Here is a 14,700-nt window from a genome sequence, read left to right on the forward strand (position 1 = left end):
CCTGTTTTTAACAAAAGTGAAACTAATGCGATCGGATAAAGTAATGATGGAAATCTTTACCCACTAAAATCAATTGATAAACAAGTGAACAATCCTCAGGATAGAGGTTCATCTACCTCTCTATTTTACTATTTTATACCAAATAAGGGTATTTTATATTGATTAGCAGCTAAAAATAATTCAAATGTGTAGGAATAGCCCGGAGAATGCCTATACGCCATTCAAAAAAGGTATCCCGAATTTTAGGGATACCTCAGTTTTTCGTAAGTCTATTATCCTTTTTTACCTCTTCGTTTAAAGAAGTGGGCGAAAGCCATTGCACCTAATAGTAAGATTAGAAGCACGGAAGATAGAATGATCGTATCTTTTGATGAGGCGCTGTTACCTGCCCCCTTTTGGGCCATGTTCCCGGTTAAACCAGGAGGTGCACCATTCCCGCCCCGGTCCATGTCCGGTGGCTGCATCGCAGCCCCATTCTCGCCGCCCATGTTTGGCGGTTGCTGGCCTGCATTTGCGTCATCGCCGATATTAGGAGCTCCGCCGCCCATACTGCTTTCTGTCTCGGCTTTCACGACCAGATCTCCTGAAAGCTGTGCCAATATTGATTCAGCACGTTTGACAGCGAAGTCAACCAGGGTTTCCTCGCCTGACGTTGCTTCTGTATACTCGTCCATTGTATAAAACTTGGTCGGGTCCTTTTTCACATATGATGTGATCAATTTAGTAATTTCAGTGGTCATTGCTGTCATATTTTCTTCAGAGAAAAAATCTGTGGCAATGTCATTTAGATAATCATAATATTTTTCACGGTACTCGTCGTTGGAAAGCAGGGCATTCAATAAAGGGCGCTCTTCAAGGGTTGTACCTGAAACAGGCTCGGTAATGCTGAAGTTGATATTACTTTCATTCATGAAATTTGAGCTCATATCCATCATTCCGCCACCGTTCATATTCGGTGCCCCTCCAAGGGGTTCCTTGTCATCCTGCTTAGCGACATCGGCGTTACCCTCAGCAGCCGTTCCATTTTTTTGGTCAGCGGTTTCTTGATCAGAGTCGCCCGCCAGTCGCCCGCCTCCTCCGGAATAACCGCCAAATGACATATTATAGTCCCAAGGCAATATCGAAAAGACCCCGTTCTCTTCATACAGGTAGTAATTGTGCTTTTTATCTCCTTGATAGTGATCGAGGTTGACAAGGGCAGTATTGGCTGCGAAATAGCGCAGCATCTCATCGACATCCAGGACTTCCTCCAGATTCCCGCCATTATTGATGGCATCGAGCATTTTGATCATGGAGGATTGGTCCGAATTATCGTTTGTTTTCAAGTTTAATCCTGTGTAGTCATCAATGTCTTCGCTGATCCACTTTAAATCGCTTCCCGTACCATCCGGATAATAGAGATCGCCTGTGCCATCAGTGAAGTTGGTATTCAGAAAGGTTTCTTCTATAGCTTCCACCCCTAGATAAAGGCCCCATTCCTTTCCGTTGATGGTCACGTACATATAGGAATGTCCTGGAGTCGCTATGCCCATCTTATCCATTAATTCATAGGAAAGGTATTCTCTCATATAGGTTGGATCACTGTAATTATTGTTTAGGGCCAACTTCTTCAGGCCGTGTAAATCTTGATCTTCCTGATAATAATCAAAGTCTATCTTCCAGCTGTAACGATCGGAATCTCCCATTTGAACAACGGAATTCAAGGAAAGGTTTCCCTTGGTGCGAAATCCCACGTTTTTAACCGTCTCCCCATCTATCGTTACGTCGGCATTTACGATCTCCTTTTCAGTGGGGTTATCCAGGATGGAATCCAAATCCTCATCAGCCAATGTTATATCCACGGTTGTCACCTTACTTTGATCAAATACAGATTCTGTATAGGTATTTCCTTTAGTGGCTTTTTCAACTTGAAGATTGGGAAGGAAGAACATCACTGCTATAAAAATCATTATCAATAATCCAATGGTCGCTACAACATATCTTGTTTTTAACATGCCTTGGCTCCTTCCTCCTGTAGTCTTATATAGAGGGGTGGGCATGGATATTTATGTCCGCCATCTATCTTAAGCTGTGAAGTTGCCATCATAACTTAACATGATGGCAGAGTGAACGCTGTTCATGTCCTTGACTTGATTAATGAATTCGGCATTATTATCTTTTAATCGAATTTCATATGTCACTTCGAGGTTATTATCCGCCATGACGGATTTCGATTTGACGGAATGCTTTTTCACCTTGTTGGATATCATTTCTTCCAACGTTTTTTCAATTGAAGCATCTGAATATTTAACGATTAATAAAAATGGATTTTCAACAGTGATCCGATTGGCAAATATGAGCATGACGATACCTATTAAGATGGCACCGATAATAACCAGCGGAATTAGTCCTGCCCCGCATAAAATCCCGGAGGCCGCTGCCCAGAATAGGAAGACCAAATCCATGGGATCTTTGATAGGCGTTCTGAATCGTACGATTGAGAGTGCACCGACCATACCAAGGGAGATAACGATATTCGTTGATATGCCCATGATGATCAAAGCCGTGGCCATTGTCATGATGATGAGGGATATATTGAAATTGTGTGAGTACATCACACCTGAAAAGGTCTTATTATAAATGACGTAAATGAACAACCCGATGGCAAATGCCAACAGTAATCCAATTAGGGAGTCAATGATTGAAAAGCTCCCGGTCTTGTCCAAAAAGCTTGATTTGAAAATATCATTAAAGGTGGTGCTAGTTGTCGTCGTATCCATTTACTATTCCTCCAAATATTATGTTTGCTCAATCAGCCGTATCTTCTGCTTAGTTGGTATTTTGAAAAGGCCGTTTTTCTAGTATCGATGATGGATAACAAATGTTTGATGATATCCGGAAGAAATTCGTCAAACTTTATTTCCAGGATGACACAATTCGGGTCTAAAGCATCAACCACGATTAATTCGGGATTCAGGAAGTCCGTATCCCGATAGCTCGTTTTCACATTACTGTCAAAGGTGACCCGCACATTTCCGTACTCATAGATGAATACCTCCCTTTCATAGTCAACGACGGTTGTAGGCTTGATTTGGAAAAGGGTCATTTGAACGTATAAGTCCCTGAGTATATCCCTTGAATCTTCGGACATCCAATCTATATCCCCAGAACGGATCCGTTCGTATTCCTCGGCAGAAAGCCTGCACTTCTGTTTATAGGTAAGGTTATTCCGCTTACTCTTTTTTTCTAGATTGATGAAATCGGTATTGTGATCATAAAGTCTAGCCCTGAACTTATCCCTGTGATAGAATCCTTCTGTTTTTTGCCGCAGGATTTTATTGTCAAAGTTATCGAAATAGACACTTCGAATTAAATATTTCCCATCCAGCCCATGCGGATCAAGCCTCATGAAGTTTTGCAGATTTTTTCTTAATAAATGACAATCCGCCTTGGAGATTGCATGTTTGAGCTCCCGCCTTCCCTTTAAACCATTCATTGTTGTTCCTCACTTTCCTTGATTTTTGACTGCATTCAGCTTATAAACAGAATCTTAATAAAACCTTAACAACATTTTTATATTCAATAGATTAATAGAGAATAGGCCCCAGTTTTAACCTTTTCTTAATTTTATTGGAATTTACTAGAAGAAAAATGAGTTAATTTACTCATTGAGAATAATTATCATTATCAGTAGAATAAGGTCCATGATAATGATAATTATTCTCAATTAATTCAATACATGGAGGTTCACTATGGTAACGAATATGCTTACAAAAAATGATCAACTACTGGAACAACAAAATACAAGGGAATCAAATGCCCGATCTTACCCTAGAAGATTACCCATGGCGATCGATCAAGCGGAGGGAATTTACCTAACGGACATGGATGGAAAACGATATATTGATTTTCTTGCCGGGGCTGGAACATTAGCGCTCGGACACAATCATCCGGCTGTGCTTGAAGCAATGGAAAAAGTTCTTAAGGATAAACGTCCTTTACATACATTGGACTTTACGACGCCGATCAAAGAGCAGTTCGTCGATGAAATTTTTGAATGCCTGCCTGAGGAATTCAGGAAAAATGCAAAAATTCAATTCTGTGGTCCTACTGGCGGAGATGCCATTGAGGCAGCACTTAAACTGGTTAAAACAGCGACAGGCAATAGAAGCATATTATCCTTCCAAGGAGCTTACCACGGGGCAACGCATGCAACGATGTCAATCAGCGGCAATACAAAGCCAAAGGAAAAAATACAAGGGTTGATGCCGGATGTACAATTCCTGCCATATCCCTATCAATATCGCTGTCCCTTTGGAATAGGCGGAGAAGAAAGCCATAAAATCAGCAGCCAGTATATCGAAAATCTATTGAACGATCCCGAATCAGGATTATTGGCGCCTGCCGGAATGATTTTGGAGGCAGTACAAGGCGAGGGAGGTTCCATTCCAGCTCCAATTCCATGGCTTAAGGAAATCAGGAGAATAACGAAAGAGAAGGGCATTCCGCTAATTATCGACGAAGTTCAATCAGGTATCGGCCGTACAGGGAAAATGTTTGCGTTTGAACATGCAGGTATCGTTCCGGATGTTCTTGTACTATCCAAAGCAATAGGCGGAAGTCTTCCATTATCGGTGGTTATTTATAACAAAGAACTGGATTTATGGTCTCCAGGTGCCCATATCGGTACATTCCGCGGAAATCAAATGGCGATGGCAGCGGGAACAGCAACTTTAAAATACATGAAAGAGACGAATCTTGTGGAGCATGCCGCTAAAATGGGAGAAATCTTAAAGGATATTTTAAAAGATTTGCAAAAAGATATTCCGCAGATCGGGGATGTCAGGGGCCGGGGATTAATGATCGGTGTGGAAATGATCAATCATGAAGAACCGCAAAATGCGAATGGGAGCCATCCTGCTGATTCGCAACTTGCCAGTGCCATTCAACAGGAATGTTTTCAAAGAGGGTTGATTCTCGAAGTTGGCGGCAGACATGGAAGTGTAGTGAGGTTCTTGCCTCCATTGATCGTTACGGAATCCCAGCTTCGCGAGGCCACTGCAATTTTTGAACAAGCTGTTCGTGCAGCTGTTGCAAGAGGGTGAATGATCAATGATCGAAATGATAAATAAAACGGATTTTTCCTATTCTCGATTTTTCCTGAATAACGAAGAAGGCTTCAATAACTACAGCCAGTCATTAAACATCATTGAAAAAAAGCTGACCAGCTTTTTAAAAGGGAATAATTCACCATACTCTGGGAAAAAACCGTATGAAATCGAAGCAAGATTAAACGAGCTGACACTCGCTTCTCCAAAAGGGAAGACACTTGAAGCGGTAGCGGATGAGCTGGCAGAGTTTGTTATTAATGACAGCATCAATGTACATAGCCCTGCTTGTATCGGACATTTGCATTGCCCGACATTAATACCTGCGGTGGCTGCTGAAATGATTATCGGTACGTTGAATCAATCCATGGATTCATGGGACCAAAGCTCGGCGGCAACCTTCGTTGAAGAGCGTTTAATAGATTGGCTTTGCAGTCAGGTAGGGTTGCCGGAAAAAGCAGATGGGATTTTCACAAGCGGTGGAACCCAATCTAATTATATGGGCCTGCTATTGGCTAGGGACGCTTATTGTAAGAAATTCTGGGGTGTTGACGTTCAACAGCATGGCTTGCCGGTCGAGGCGAAAAAATTGCGGATCTTGTGCTCCGAGGCTGCCCACTTTACGGTTCGTAAATCAGCGGCACAGTTGGGGCTGGGTGAACAGGCTGTAATCACGATTAAAACGGATTCAAATCACCGTCTGTCCGTAGCTGAATTAAATCAACAACTGCTGCATTTAGAGGAACAGGGTTTACTTCCCTTTGCCATCGTTGCAACTTGTGGAACAACGGATTTTGGTTCAATCGATCCGTTACACGAATTGTCCGAAGCTGCAAGGAAGAATGGGATATGGCTGCATGTCGATGCCGCATATGGAGGCGCGATGATTTTAAGTAAGGATTACAAAGAGTTAATCAGCGGAATTGAACGGGCGGACTCGATTACGGTCGATTTTCACAAATTATTCTATCAACCCATCAGTTGCGGTGCTTTTCTTGTCTCTGACAGCAACTCATTTCAATATATCCAGCATCACGCCGATTACTTGAATCCACAGGAAGATGAAGCGGAGGGCATGGTTCACTTAGTCAATAAATCGGTTCAAACGACGAGAAGGTTCGACGCACTGAAACTCTGGATGTCATTGAAGGTCGTTGGACTGGATGCCTTTGCCGAAATGATCGACTATACTTGTCACCTTGCACGTGAAGTGGCTGTGAAGATCGATAAAGAGGAAGGGTTCACAGTATTGAATAAAGAACCTGAATTGAATGCGGTTGTATTCCGTTATAATCCCGAAGGAGAAAGTGATCAGTTAGTAAATCTATTAAATAAACAGATTCAGCAAGAATTACTGAAAAGCGGACGTGCATTTTTAGCAAAAACACGTTTTGAAGGCCAGGTATATTTAAAAATGACACTATTGAATCCAATGACGAGGCTTGAACACATAGAGGAAATTTTAGACGAAATTCGAGTATTAGGTGAAATGTTCAAGATGATGGAGGAATGAATATGAATGGTAAGCAAATAGCTGAAAGGGCGACGATGCAAAGCTTTCTGAATTGTTATTTCCGGGAAACCGGAAATTGCAGTTTAGAAGAAACGAAAAACTGGCCGAGTTTGGAGGGATCCATTTCGGATTCATTAATGGTCAGTAAGCTCATATCCCAAGATATTGAATTGCTTGTTCCGCTTAAATATTGGTCGGAAACGGGGCGTCATATTTTTAACTTCCCGATTTACTATCAAACTGCATCCAAACAAGTGCATGAATTAGATTACGTGACAATGGTCTCGATTGTTTCTAAAGAATTATTGAATGAGCAGGGCCGGACGGATAGTGAAGATGAGTTGATGCTGCGCGTCATCCTAAGCAGCCAAAATATTCAACGGTATGTTGAAGCCAGGACAGAAGACGTTGATGCACTTCAAAGTCCTGATTTCACCTACATCGAAGCAGAGCAGTCGCTATTATTCGGGCACCTGTTCCACCCGACACCGAAAAGTAAGCAGGGAATTTCAGAAAAAGATGAATGGATCTATTCACCCGAATTAAAAGGGGAGTTTCAGCTGCACTACTTCCTGGCAGAACCTTCAATTGTCATCCAGGATTCCAGTGAAGTCACATCGGCAAGTGAGATCATTAAACAGGAATTAGCCGGTGACCTAGAGATTTCCAGTGAATTCCGAAGAACTTATTGCCAAAAGGAAAGCCAATATATCATCATCCCGGCACACCCGCTCCAGGCAAAAGTGCTTATCGAAAAAGAAGAGGTAAAGAGGCTACTCGAGCAAGGGACACTAGTTTATGCCGGACCGCTTGGGAAAAAATTCACGGCCACCTCTTCATTTAGAACGGTATATAGTCCCACATCGAAATATATGTACAAATTTTCCGTTCCGGTTAAAATCACGAATTCTTTACGTGCAAATCTGCAAAAAGAATTGGATCGTGGTGTCGAAATTGCAAAATTAATAGATTCTAAAGTGGGCGACGATCTAAAAGAACGGCACCCCTCCTTCCGTATCATCAAGGACCCTGCTTACCTAACGATCAAAACAACCGAGGAAGAATCAGGATTCGATGTTGATATTCGGGAAAACCCTTTTTATGAAAACGATAAACAAGCAATCCTGATTGCCGGCTTATGTCAGGATAATGCCTATGGTGCCCCATCAAGACTTGGAGCGATCATCCGCAAATTATCAGCTGATAAAAACCGCAGTACTGCAGAAGTGAGTAAGGATTGGTTCAAAACCTATCTATCAACGACATTGAAACCGATGCTTTGGCTATTTGAAGAGTATGGAATTGTTTTGGAGGCCCATCAACAAAATTCCATCATTCAGCTTCAAGATGGGTATCCAGCCACTTTTTATTATCGTGATAATCAAGGGTATTACTACTGTGAGTCCAAAGTAGACAGGCTGCTGAAGATCTTGCCTGAACTAAGTGAAAAAAGCTTCACGATTTGTTCTGATGAAGTCGCTGAAGAAAGACTTCAATACTATTTCTTCTTTAATCACCTATTAGGCCTGATCAATAATTTTGGTACGGAAGGATTAGTATCAGAAAAAACACTGTTACAGCTCGTTCAGGAACAACTGGAAACATGCAGCACGGAAAGCGGAGATGAAGGTTTGAATCGAGTTGTTTCAAAATTGCTTCATGCCCGGGAATTATCTTGTAAGGCTAATTTACTGACACGTTTTCATGATATGGATGAGCTTGTCGGTTCACTTGAGACACAATCCGTTTATACAACGATTGATAATCCGTTCGCACAGGGGGTTATGGCCGTCCATGAAAAATAGTTATGAAGAAATGCTTAAGGACTGTAATCAGCAGCTTTCATTTGTCAAAGTTGAATTTGAGAGGGATTTGGATACATTGCATAAATGGATGCATGAAGATCATGTGATACCCTACTGGAATTTGAATTTCACAAAAGAAAAATTCGCTGTTCATTTAAAAAAGGCATTGGCTGATACACACCAAACACTCTATTTAGGCTGTCTGGACTCCATTCCCATGAGCTATTGGGAATCGTATTGGGTAAAAGGCGATATCATCGAAGATTATTATGAAACCGAAGAGGGAGATCAAGGCATTCATTTACTCATTGGTGATTCGGATTACCTTGGAAAAGGACTGGCTTTGCCGTTTTTACGTGCAATGGTGAAATTCCAACTACTGACTTCAACAACAAACAAAGTGATGGCAGAACCGGATATCAGGAATGCAAAGATGATTCATTTATTTGAAAAATGCGGGTTTACCCCAATTAAAGAAATTAAGCTCCCAGATAAAACGGCATTGCTAATGTCATGTACACGGGAGAATTTCGAGAGGAAGTGGAACTATGGAGAAGCAACAATCTATCTATGACCTGGTAGGGATAGGGATAGGTCCCTTTAATCTTGGACTTGCGGCCCTTTTGGAGAAAACCCCGGAGTTGAATGCCGTCTTTTTTGAGAAAAAGCGGGAATTTAATTGGCATGAAGGGATGCTGTTGGAAGGGACAACTCTGCAGGTACCGTTCTTTGCCGATCTGGTTAGCATGGCAGATGTGACAAGTCCATATAGTTACCTGAATTATTTACAGCAGCATGATCGGCTTTATCATTTCTACTTCCTTGAAAAATTCTTGATTCCACGAAAAGAATATAACGATTATTGCCGCTGGGCTGCCCATCAACTTGATAGCTGCCGTTTTGGAAAAGCGGTGGAGGCGGTTGAATATATAGGGGATCAAGATGAGCCCTGCTATCAAATCAGTGTAAGGGATGCACAATCACAAAAGATCGAAGTCTATTATAGCCGTCATGTAGTCATGGGAATTGGCAGCGCCCCGACTGTTCCATCGGGTTTTCATCCATATATGGGAGAGAGCATCCTGCATTCGGCAGATTATTTACGGAATAAAGAAAATATCTTAAAGAAAAAATCCGTAACGGTTGTCGGATCTGGACAGAGTGCAGCCGAGGTCTTTCTGGATCTGCTTAATGAGCAGGAGGAAAATGGCTACCAGCTAAACTGGTATACAAGATCCAAGGGATTTTTCCCTATGGAATATTCAAAACTCGGATTGGAATATTTCACGCCGGATTACCTTGATTTCTTTTATCGGCTGCCTCAGGAAAAAAAGGATGAAATCCTGCCGAAACAGGATTTATTGTATAAAGGCATCAGCGCCACTACAATCGCAGCAATTTTTGACAAGATGTATGAAAAATCGATTGGAAATGCGGAACTGTCCATTGAACTTCGGGCAATGACCGAAGTTGCGGCAGTTACCCCTGCTGAAAATGGCTGGGAATTGAAATGCCGACAGTGGGTAGAAGATAGCGAATTTGATGTGGATACAGAGGCGATCGTTTTTGGGACGGGCTATAAATCAACCCTTCCGGCATTCCTTGAAACCATGGAGGACCATTTAGTCCGCGATGACTTGGGTCGACTTGCAATAACGAAAGACTATCGGGTAGGAATGGCCATCTCTACACCGAATCATCTTTTTATTCAAAATGGCGAGATACATACACATGGTGTGGGTGCACCGGATTTAGGCTTAGGAGCATTCCGAAATTCTATTATCATCAATCAATTGGCAGGTAAAGAAGTTTATCCATCCGAGCCAAAGGGTGCATTTCAGTCATTCCGTGTAAAAACACCCGTCATGGCTTACTAAGAGAAGGGAAGGGAGAATTTATATGCAGTTCATAAATGAAGTGGAACAGGCAGTTTCAGAAAAAAATTGGTCGATAGTAAACCAAAACCTGCTGGCCAAGATGATTTCTGAGTATATGTATGAAGATATGATCCATCCAGCTGTCCTGAACGAAAATACAGCAGGAAACTTATATGAGTTAAAGATAAATAAGGGGAAATCTTATCGGTTTTTGGCGAGGCCCCGTCTTTTTGACAGCTACGAAGTACAGGCTGAGTCGATCCAGGTATGTGAAACGGAAGGCTTTACACAGGCCAAGGATGCCATTCAATTCATTTTGGACATCCAGCCGTTAATTGGGATGACTGCAGAAACAACAGGACATTTAATGAAAGAATTCCATCATACGCTGCTTGCGGATCTCCAACTGCTTTCCAAACCTGAACAGGATGCGGATGATTTAGTCGAACTGGATTATGCATTACTTGAAGGAGAAATGAGCGGTCACCCTTGGATTGCTTATAATAAGGGAAGAATCGGTTTCGGTTATGATGATTATTTGCAGTTCGCTCCAGAAAACCAGAAGGAAGTTCAGTTATCTTGGATTGCCGTCCATAAAACGAGGGGTGAATTCAATTCAGTCGAAACGTTATCTTATAAGCAATTGATGGAGAATGAACTGGATGGGGAAACCCAAAAATCATTTGCAAAGATATTGACGGAAAAAGGGCTGAACGCAGAAAACTATTACTACCTCCCTGTTCATGAATGGCAGTGGAAAAATGTAATCATCCAGAACTTTACCGATGACCTGGCTAAAGGGCTGATCGTAGCTTTGGGAAATGGTCCCGATAAGTATTTGCCGCAACAATCCATCCGGACATTTGTTAATGTATCGAACAAGGATAAAAACCATGTCAAGCTGCCAATGAGCATTTTAAATACGCTAGTCTACCGTGGATTGCCAGCTGAACGCACAGTCATTGCCCCAAAAATCACAGCGTATATAAAGAACATTTATGAAAATGACTCATTCTTGAAAGAACAATGCAAAGTAGTGCTTCCTGGTGAAGTGGCCAGTCTAAATGTTGATCACCCGTATTATTCCAAGCTAGAGAATGTACCGTATCAATATTTAGAGATGCTGGGGGGGATTTGGAGAGAAAGTATTTACAGTTATATGGAGGAAGGCGAAAAGCCCATTACGCTTGCATCCCTTTTACATGTGGACAGCAAAGGTAAACCATATGTGGAAAGCCTTATTGAAAAATCGGGATTGACTGCAGAAGCCTGGACAGCTCAATTATTCGACGTCATCCTATCACCATTACTACATTTTATCTATCAATATGGATTGGTCTTCTCACCGCATGGTCAAAATACCATATTAGTTTTGAAGGATTACAAGCCTCACCGTTTGGCCATCAAGGATTTTGTAGATGATGTAAACATCAGTGATCAGCCGCTTCCTGAATTAAGCAGCCTTCCTGATGATTTAAGGAAAGTACTAAGAAGTGAGACTCCCGAGGGGCTTGTTCAATTCATTTTCACGGGACTATTCATCTGTCATTTCCGATACTTGTCAACACTTCTGATGAAGAGGTCCCTTTTGGATGAGAATGCTTTCTGGGAAGGCGTCGCCCTAACAATCCTGACACATCAGAAAAAATTCCCTATGTTACAGGATCGTTTCGATACATTCAATTTCTTTGCGCCAAAATTAACAAAACTCTGCCTGAATAGAAATCGGATGCTTCAATATGGGTATAGCGATGGTGAAGACCGTCCGCATGCATCTGAGTTTGGGTATGTGAATAATGCCCTTTATGAAAAGTTACCTGCAAAAACGCTATAAAGTTAAACTGGCTCAGACTTTTGAGCCAGTTTTCTTATGGGGTTTATCAATTTGACCGTTGATTTCCGCTCCAGGCACTCGCTTTCCGTGGGCGGTCAGGGAGCCTCCTCGGCTTGCGCCTGTGGGGTCTCCCTAGACACGCTTTTCCCGCAGGAGTCTCGTACCTTCCACTCCAATCAACTTAGCTTTACCGGTTAGGTAGAACTTCGAGTTTGGGTCAAATTCCCAAAAAAATATCTTTGGAAGAGGGCTTGCCGTGCATTTAAATTGGTGATAAGCTATGTGTAAACGGTTACACAAAATTATTGAGGGTGATATATTGGCAACTATTCGGGATGTGGCAAAGGAAGCTGGGGTTTCTGTGGCAACGGTTTCCAGAGTTATGAATGGCAGTGGTTATGCACATGAGGACACAAAAAAGGTGGTCATGGCAGCTGTTGAGAAATTAAATTATAAACCGAATGAAGTGGCAAGATCCCTCTACAAACGTAAATCCAAATTGGTTGGTTTGATTTTGCCGGACATTACGAATCCTTTCTTCCCAGAAATGGCTAGAGGTGTGGAGGATTATCTTCAGCAATTTGGTTTTCGGTTAATTTTTGGAAATAGTGATGAAAAGAGAGATAAAGAAATAGAATATATCGACACATTCCTGCAAAATAATGTAGTGGGCATGATTGCTTCAACTAGTGAAGAAGCCAATGAAAATTTCGATAATCTGGATATTCCAGTTGTCCTTCTCGACCGTACAGCAGAGAAATTACCAGCTGTTTATTCCGATCAAAAGACAGGCGGTAAGCTGGCAGCACGCGTATTGCTGGATAGAGGCAGTACGAATATCGTCCTCATTAGGGGGCCAGTCGAAATAAAGCCTGTTTATGAACGGTACATGGCAGCATACGAAGAATTGAAACAAGCAAAAGTTAACGTGCAAGTCATGGATTCATCCCTAACTCTTCAAGGCGGCCAAACTTGCGTGAAGCAGCTGTTCGAGCAATATCCGGAAACGGATGGAATTATAGCTTGTAATGATATTGTTGCAGCCGCCGCACTTCAAGAGATTTTAAAACGGGGAATACGGATACCGGAAGACATACAATTGATCGGCTATGATGATATCGCCTTCACAGCGTTATTGCACCCGCCGTTATCTACAATTAGGCAGCCAGCCTATGAGATGGGGGCACAAGCCGCGGAAATGCTAATTAAAAGGATCAATCAAGAAAAATTGGAAGTAACACATGAAAAGCTCCCTGTTTCTTTTGTGGAGAGACAAACAACGAGAAGGAAGGCGGAGAAGACATGATTAGAATTGCTGTAGTGGGAAGTTCCTCAATGGACTTAGTTGTGACATCAGCCAAGCGGCCAATGGCTGGTGAAACGGTTTTAGGGGAGTCATTTATCACGGTTCCTGGAGGAAAGGGAGCCAACCAGGCTGTTGCAGCGGCACGTCTTGGTGCAGAAGTGTCGATGGTTGGATGTGTAGGAGATGATGTGTATGGAGAGATCATCTTAGATAACCTGAAAAAAAATCATGTAAACACGAAGTATGTGGAACCGGTTACAGGTTCCGCTTCAGGGACAGCACACATTACCCTTTCGGAAGGTGATAACAGCATTATTGTCGTAAAGGGTGCGAATGATTTCATTACTCCTGAATATGTACAAAAGGCGAAAAAGGTAATAGAGGAATCGGATATCGTGTTGGTTCAGCAGGAAATACCTGAGGAAACGGTGGAATATCTGGCTGAGTTGTGCAGCACGCTTCAAAAGAGATTACTTTTGAACCCAGCTCCCGCCCGCAAGCTAAGTGAGGCTGTCATTCAACAGGCATCATTCCTTACTCCAAATGAACATGAATTCGAAATACTATTCAATGGGAGAGATAGAACGGAAGTCTTGACTGAGCATCCCAATAAATTATTCATTACCGAAGGAAAAAATGGCGTCCGTTATTTTGACGGACATGAAGAAAAGGTTGTTCCAAGCTTTGAAGTGGAAGCGGTGGATACGACAGGCGCAGGGGATACATTCAATGCTGCCTTTGCCGTGGCTGTTGCAGAAGGAAAAAGTTTTGACGAATGTTTGGTATTCGCGAACCGGGCAGCATCCATTTCCGTGACGAAGTTAGGAGCCCAAGGCGGCATGCCGCAAAGGATAGAGGTCGAGAGGGGCTTTGAAGCATGAAACGTCAAGGAATCATCAATAGTTCAATAGCCAAGGTCCTGGTTGACCTTGGTCATACCGATTATATTGTCGTAGGTGATGCCGGGCTGCCGGTGCCACCTGGAGTTTGTAAGATAGACTTAGCATTGACGCCTGGAACACCATCATTTCAAGATGTCGTCCGGGCAATTCACGAAGATATGGTTGTTGAAAAAGTTATCGCTGCCACAGAAGTGAAGGTTAAAAACCCGGAACAGCATCAATATATGGAGCAGCAATTCGGAGCAGCGATTGAATATGTTTCCCATGAGGATTTTAAAAGGCTGACAAGCAACGCGAAAGCAATAATCCGGACCGGGGAGACGACGCCATATTCAAATTGCATATTGCAGTCTGGAGTATTCTTTTAAAGAAATGA

The 14,700-nt window shown here is 42.4% G+C and carries 12 protein-coding genes; 9 read left to right on the forward strand and 3 right to left on the reverse strand.

Going from position 1 to position 14,700, the window contains the following annotated elements; genetic code table 11:
* Positions 1–272 precede the first annotated feature (272 nt).
* The 3 genes from ACIROD_RS18980 to ACIROD_RS18990 form a co-directional block, all read right to left on the reverse strand.
* Complete coding sequence (locus ACIROD_RS18980) at positions 273–1,994, reverse strand: CotH kinase family protein (protein WP_402943088.1); 1,722 nt, start codon at positions 1,992–1,994, stop codon at positions 273–275.
* 69 nt (positions 1,995–2,063) lie between these two features.
* Positions 2,064–2,759: a DUF4956 domain-containing protein gene (locus ACIROD_RS18985; RefSeq protein ID WP_402943091.1), complete on the reverse strand. Its 696-nt coding sequence runs from the start codon at positions 2,757–2,759 to the stop codon at positions 2,064–2,066.
* A 32-nt stretch (positions 2,760–2,791) separates the two neighbouring features.
* Positions 2,792–3,475 carry a polyphosphate polymerase domain-containing protein gene (locus ACIROD_RS18990; protein ID WP_402943094.1) on the reverse strand — a complete coding sequence of 228 codons (684 nt, stop codon included), beginning with the start codon at positions 3,473–3,475 and terminating at the stop codon, positions 2,792–2,794.
* Between the two features lie 256 nt (positions 3,476–3,731).
* Here ACIROD_RS18990 and ACIROD_RS18995 point away from each other — a divergent pair, with 256 nt between their 5' ends.
* The 9 genes from ACIROD_RS18995 (at position 3,732) to rbsD (ending at position 14,692) form a co-directional block, all read left to right on the forward strand.
* Complete coding sequence (locus ACIROD_RS18995) at positions 3,732–5,084, forward strand: aspartate aminotransferase family protein (protein ID WP_101223952.1); 1,353 nt, start codon at positions 3,732–3,734, stop codon at positions 5,082–5,084.
* 7 nt (positions 5,085–5,091) lie between these two features.
* Positions 5,092–6,600, forward strand: coding sequence for a pyridoxal phosphate-dependent decarboxylase family protein (locus ACIROD_RS19000; RefSeq protein WP_402943097.1), 1,509 nt, complete (start codon positions 5,092–5,094; stop codon positions 6,598–6,600).
* Positions 6,601–6,602: 2 nt separating this feature from the next.
* Positions 6,603–8,405 carry an IucA/IucC family protein gene (locus ACIROD_RS19005; RefSeq protein WP_402943100.1) on the forward strand — a complete coding sequence of 601 codons (1,803 nt, stop codon included), beginning with the start codon at positions 6,603–6,605 and terminating at the stop codon, positions 8,403–8,405.
* Positions 8,395–8,979 carry a GNAT family N-acetyltransferase gene (locus ACIROD_RS19010; protein WP_260358841.1) on the forward strand — a complete coding sequence of 195 codons (585 nt, stop codon included), beginning with the start codon at positions 8,395–8,397 and terminating at the stop codon, positions 8,977–8,979. Before ACIROD_RS19005 ends, ACIROD_RS19010 begins: the two co-directional genes overlap by 11 nt.
* Entirely contained in the window at positions 8,954–10,282 is a 1,329-nt protein-coding gene (locus tag ACIROD_RS19015; protein ID WP_402943104.1) for a lysine N(6)-hydroxylase/L-ornithine N(5)-oxygenase family protein, read from the forward strand. The genes ACIROD_RS19010 and ACIROD_RS19015 overlap by 26 nt, the downstream gene beginning before the upstream one ends.
* Positions 10,283–10,304: 22 nt before the next feature.
* Positions 10,305–12,116 carry an IucA/IucC family protein gene (locus ACIROD_RS19020; RefSeq protein WP_402943107.1) on the forward strand — a complete coding sequence of 604 codons (1,812 nt, stop codon included), beginning with the start codon at positions 10,305–10,307 and terminating at the stop codon, positions 12,114–12,116.
* 319 nt (positions 12,117–12,435) lie between these two features.
* Positions 12,436–13,422 (forward strand): LacI family DNA-binding transcriptional regulator, encoded by a 987-nt coding sequence (locus ACIROD_RS19025; protein WP_402943110.1) that lies wholly within the window; start codon positions 12,436–12,438, stop codon positions 13,420–13,422.
* Entirely contained in the window at positions 13,419–14,303 is an 885-nt protein-coding gene (gene rbsK / locus ACIROD_RS19030) for a ribokinase (protein WP_101223947.1), read from the forward strand. Before ACIROD_RS19025 ends, rbsK begins: the two co-directional genes overlap by 4 nt.
* Entirely contained in the window at positions 14,300–14,692 is a 393-nt protein-coding gene (gene rbsD, locus ACIROD_RS19035) for a D-ribose pyranase (RefSeq protein WP_063234273.1), read from the forward strand. The genes rbsK and rbsD overlap by 4 nt, the downstream gene beginning before the upstream one ends.
* Positions 14,693–14,700 lie beyond the last annotated feature (8 nt).

The organism is Peribacillus sp. NPDC101481 (genome assembly GCF_044767165.1).
In the GTDB taxonomy this organism is placed as follows: Bacteria; Bacillota; Bacilli; order Bacillales; family DSM-1321; genus Peribacillus.

Coding starts and splice junctions, on each gene's coding strand:
- ACIROD_RS18980 (WP_402943088.1), bottom strand. CDS start 1,994: ATGTTAAAAACAAGATATGTTGTAGCGACCATTGGATTATTGATAATG.
- ACIROD_RS18985 (WP_402943091.1), bottom strand. CDS start 2,759: ATGGATACGACGACAACTAGCACCACCTTTAATGATATTTTCAAATCA.
- ACIROD_RS18990 (WP_402943094.1), bottom strand. CDS start 3,475: ATGAATGGTTTAAAGGGAAGGCGGGAGCTCAAACATGCAATCTCCAAG.
- ACIROD_RS18995 (WP_101223952.1), top strand. CDS start 3,732: ATGGTAACGAATATGCTTACAAAAAATGATCAACTACTGGAACAACAA.
- ACIROD_RS19000 (WP_402943097.1), top strand. CDS start 5,092: ATGATCGAAATGATAAATAAAACGGATTTTTCCTATTCTCGATTTTTC.
- ACIROD_RS19005 (WP_402943100.1), top strand. CDS start 6,603: ATGAATGGTAAGCAAATAGCTGAAAGGGCGACGATGCAAAGCTTTCTG.
- ACIROD_RS19010 (WP_260358841.1), top strand. CDS start 8,395: ATGAAAAATAGTTATGAAGAAATGCTTAAGGACTGTAATCAGCAGCTT.
- ACIROD_RS19015 (WP_402943104.1), top strand. CDS start 8,954: ATGGAGAAGCAACAATCTATCTATGACCTGGTAGGGATAGGGATAGGT.
- ACIROD_RS19020 (WP_402943107.1), top strand. CDS start 10,305: ATGCAGTTCATAAATGAAGTGGAACAGGCAGTTTCAGAAAAAAATTGG.
- rbsK (WP_101223947.1), top strand. CDS start 13,419: ATGATTAGAATTGCTGTAGTGGGAAGTTCCTCAATGGACTTAGTTGTG.
- rbsD (WP_063234273.1), top strand. CDS start 14,300: ATGAAACGTCAAGGAATCATCAATAGTTCAATAGCCAAGGTCCTGGTT.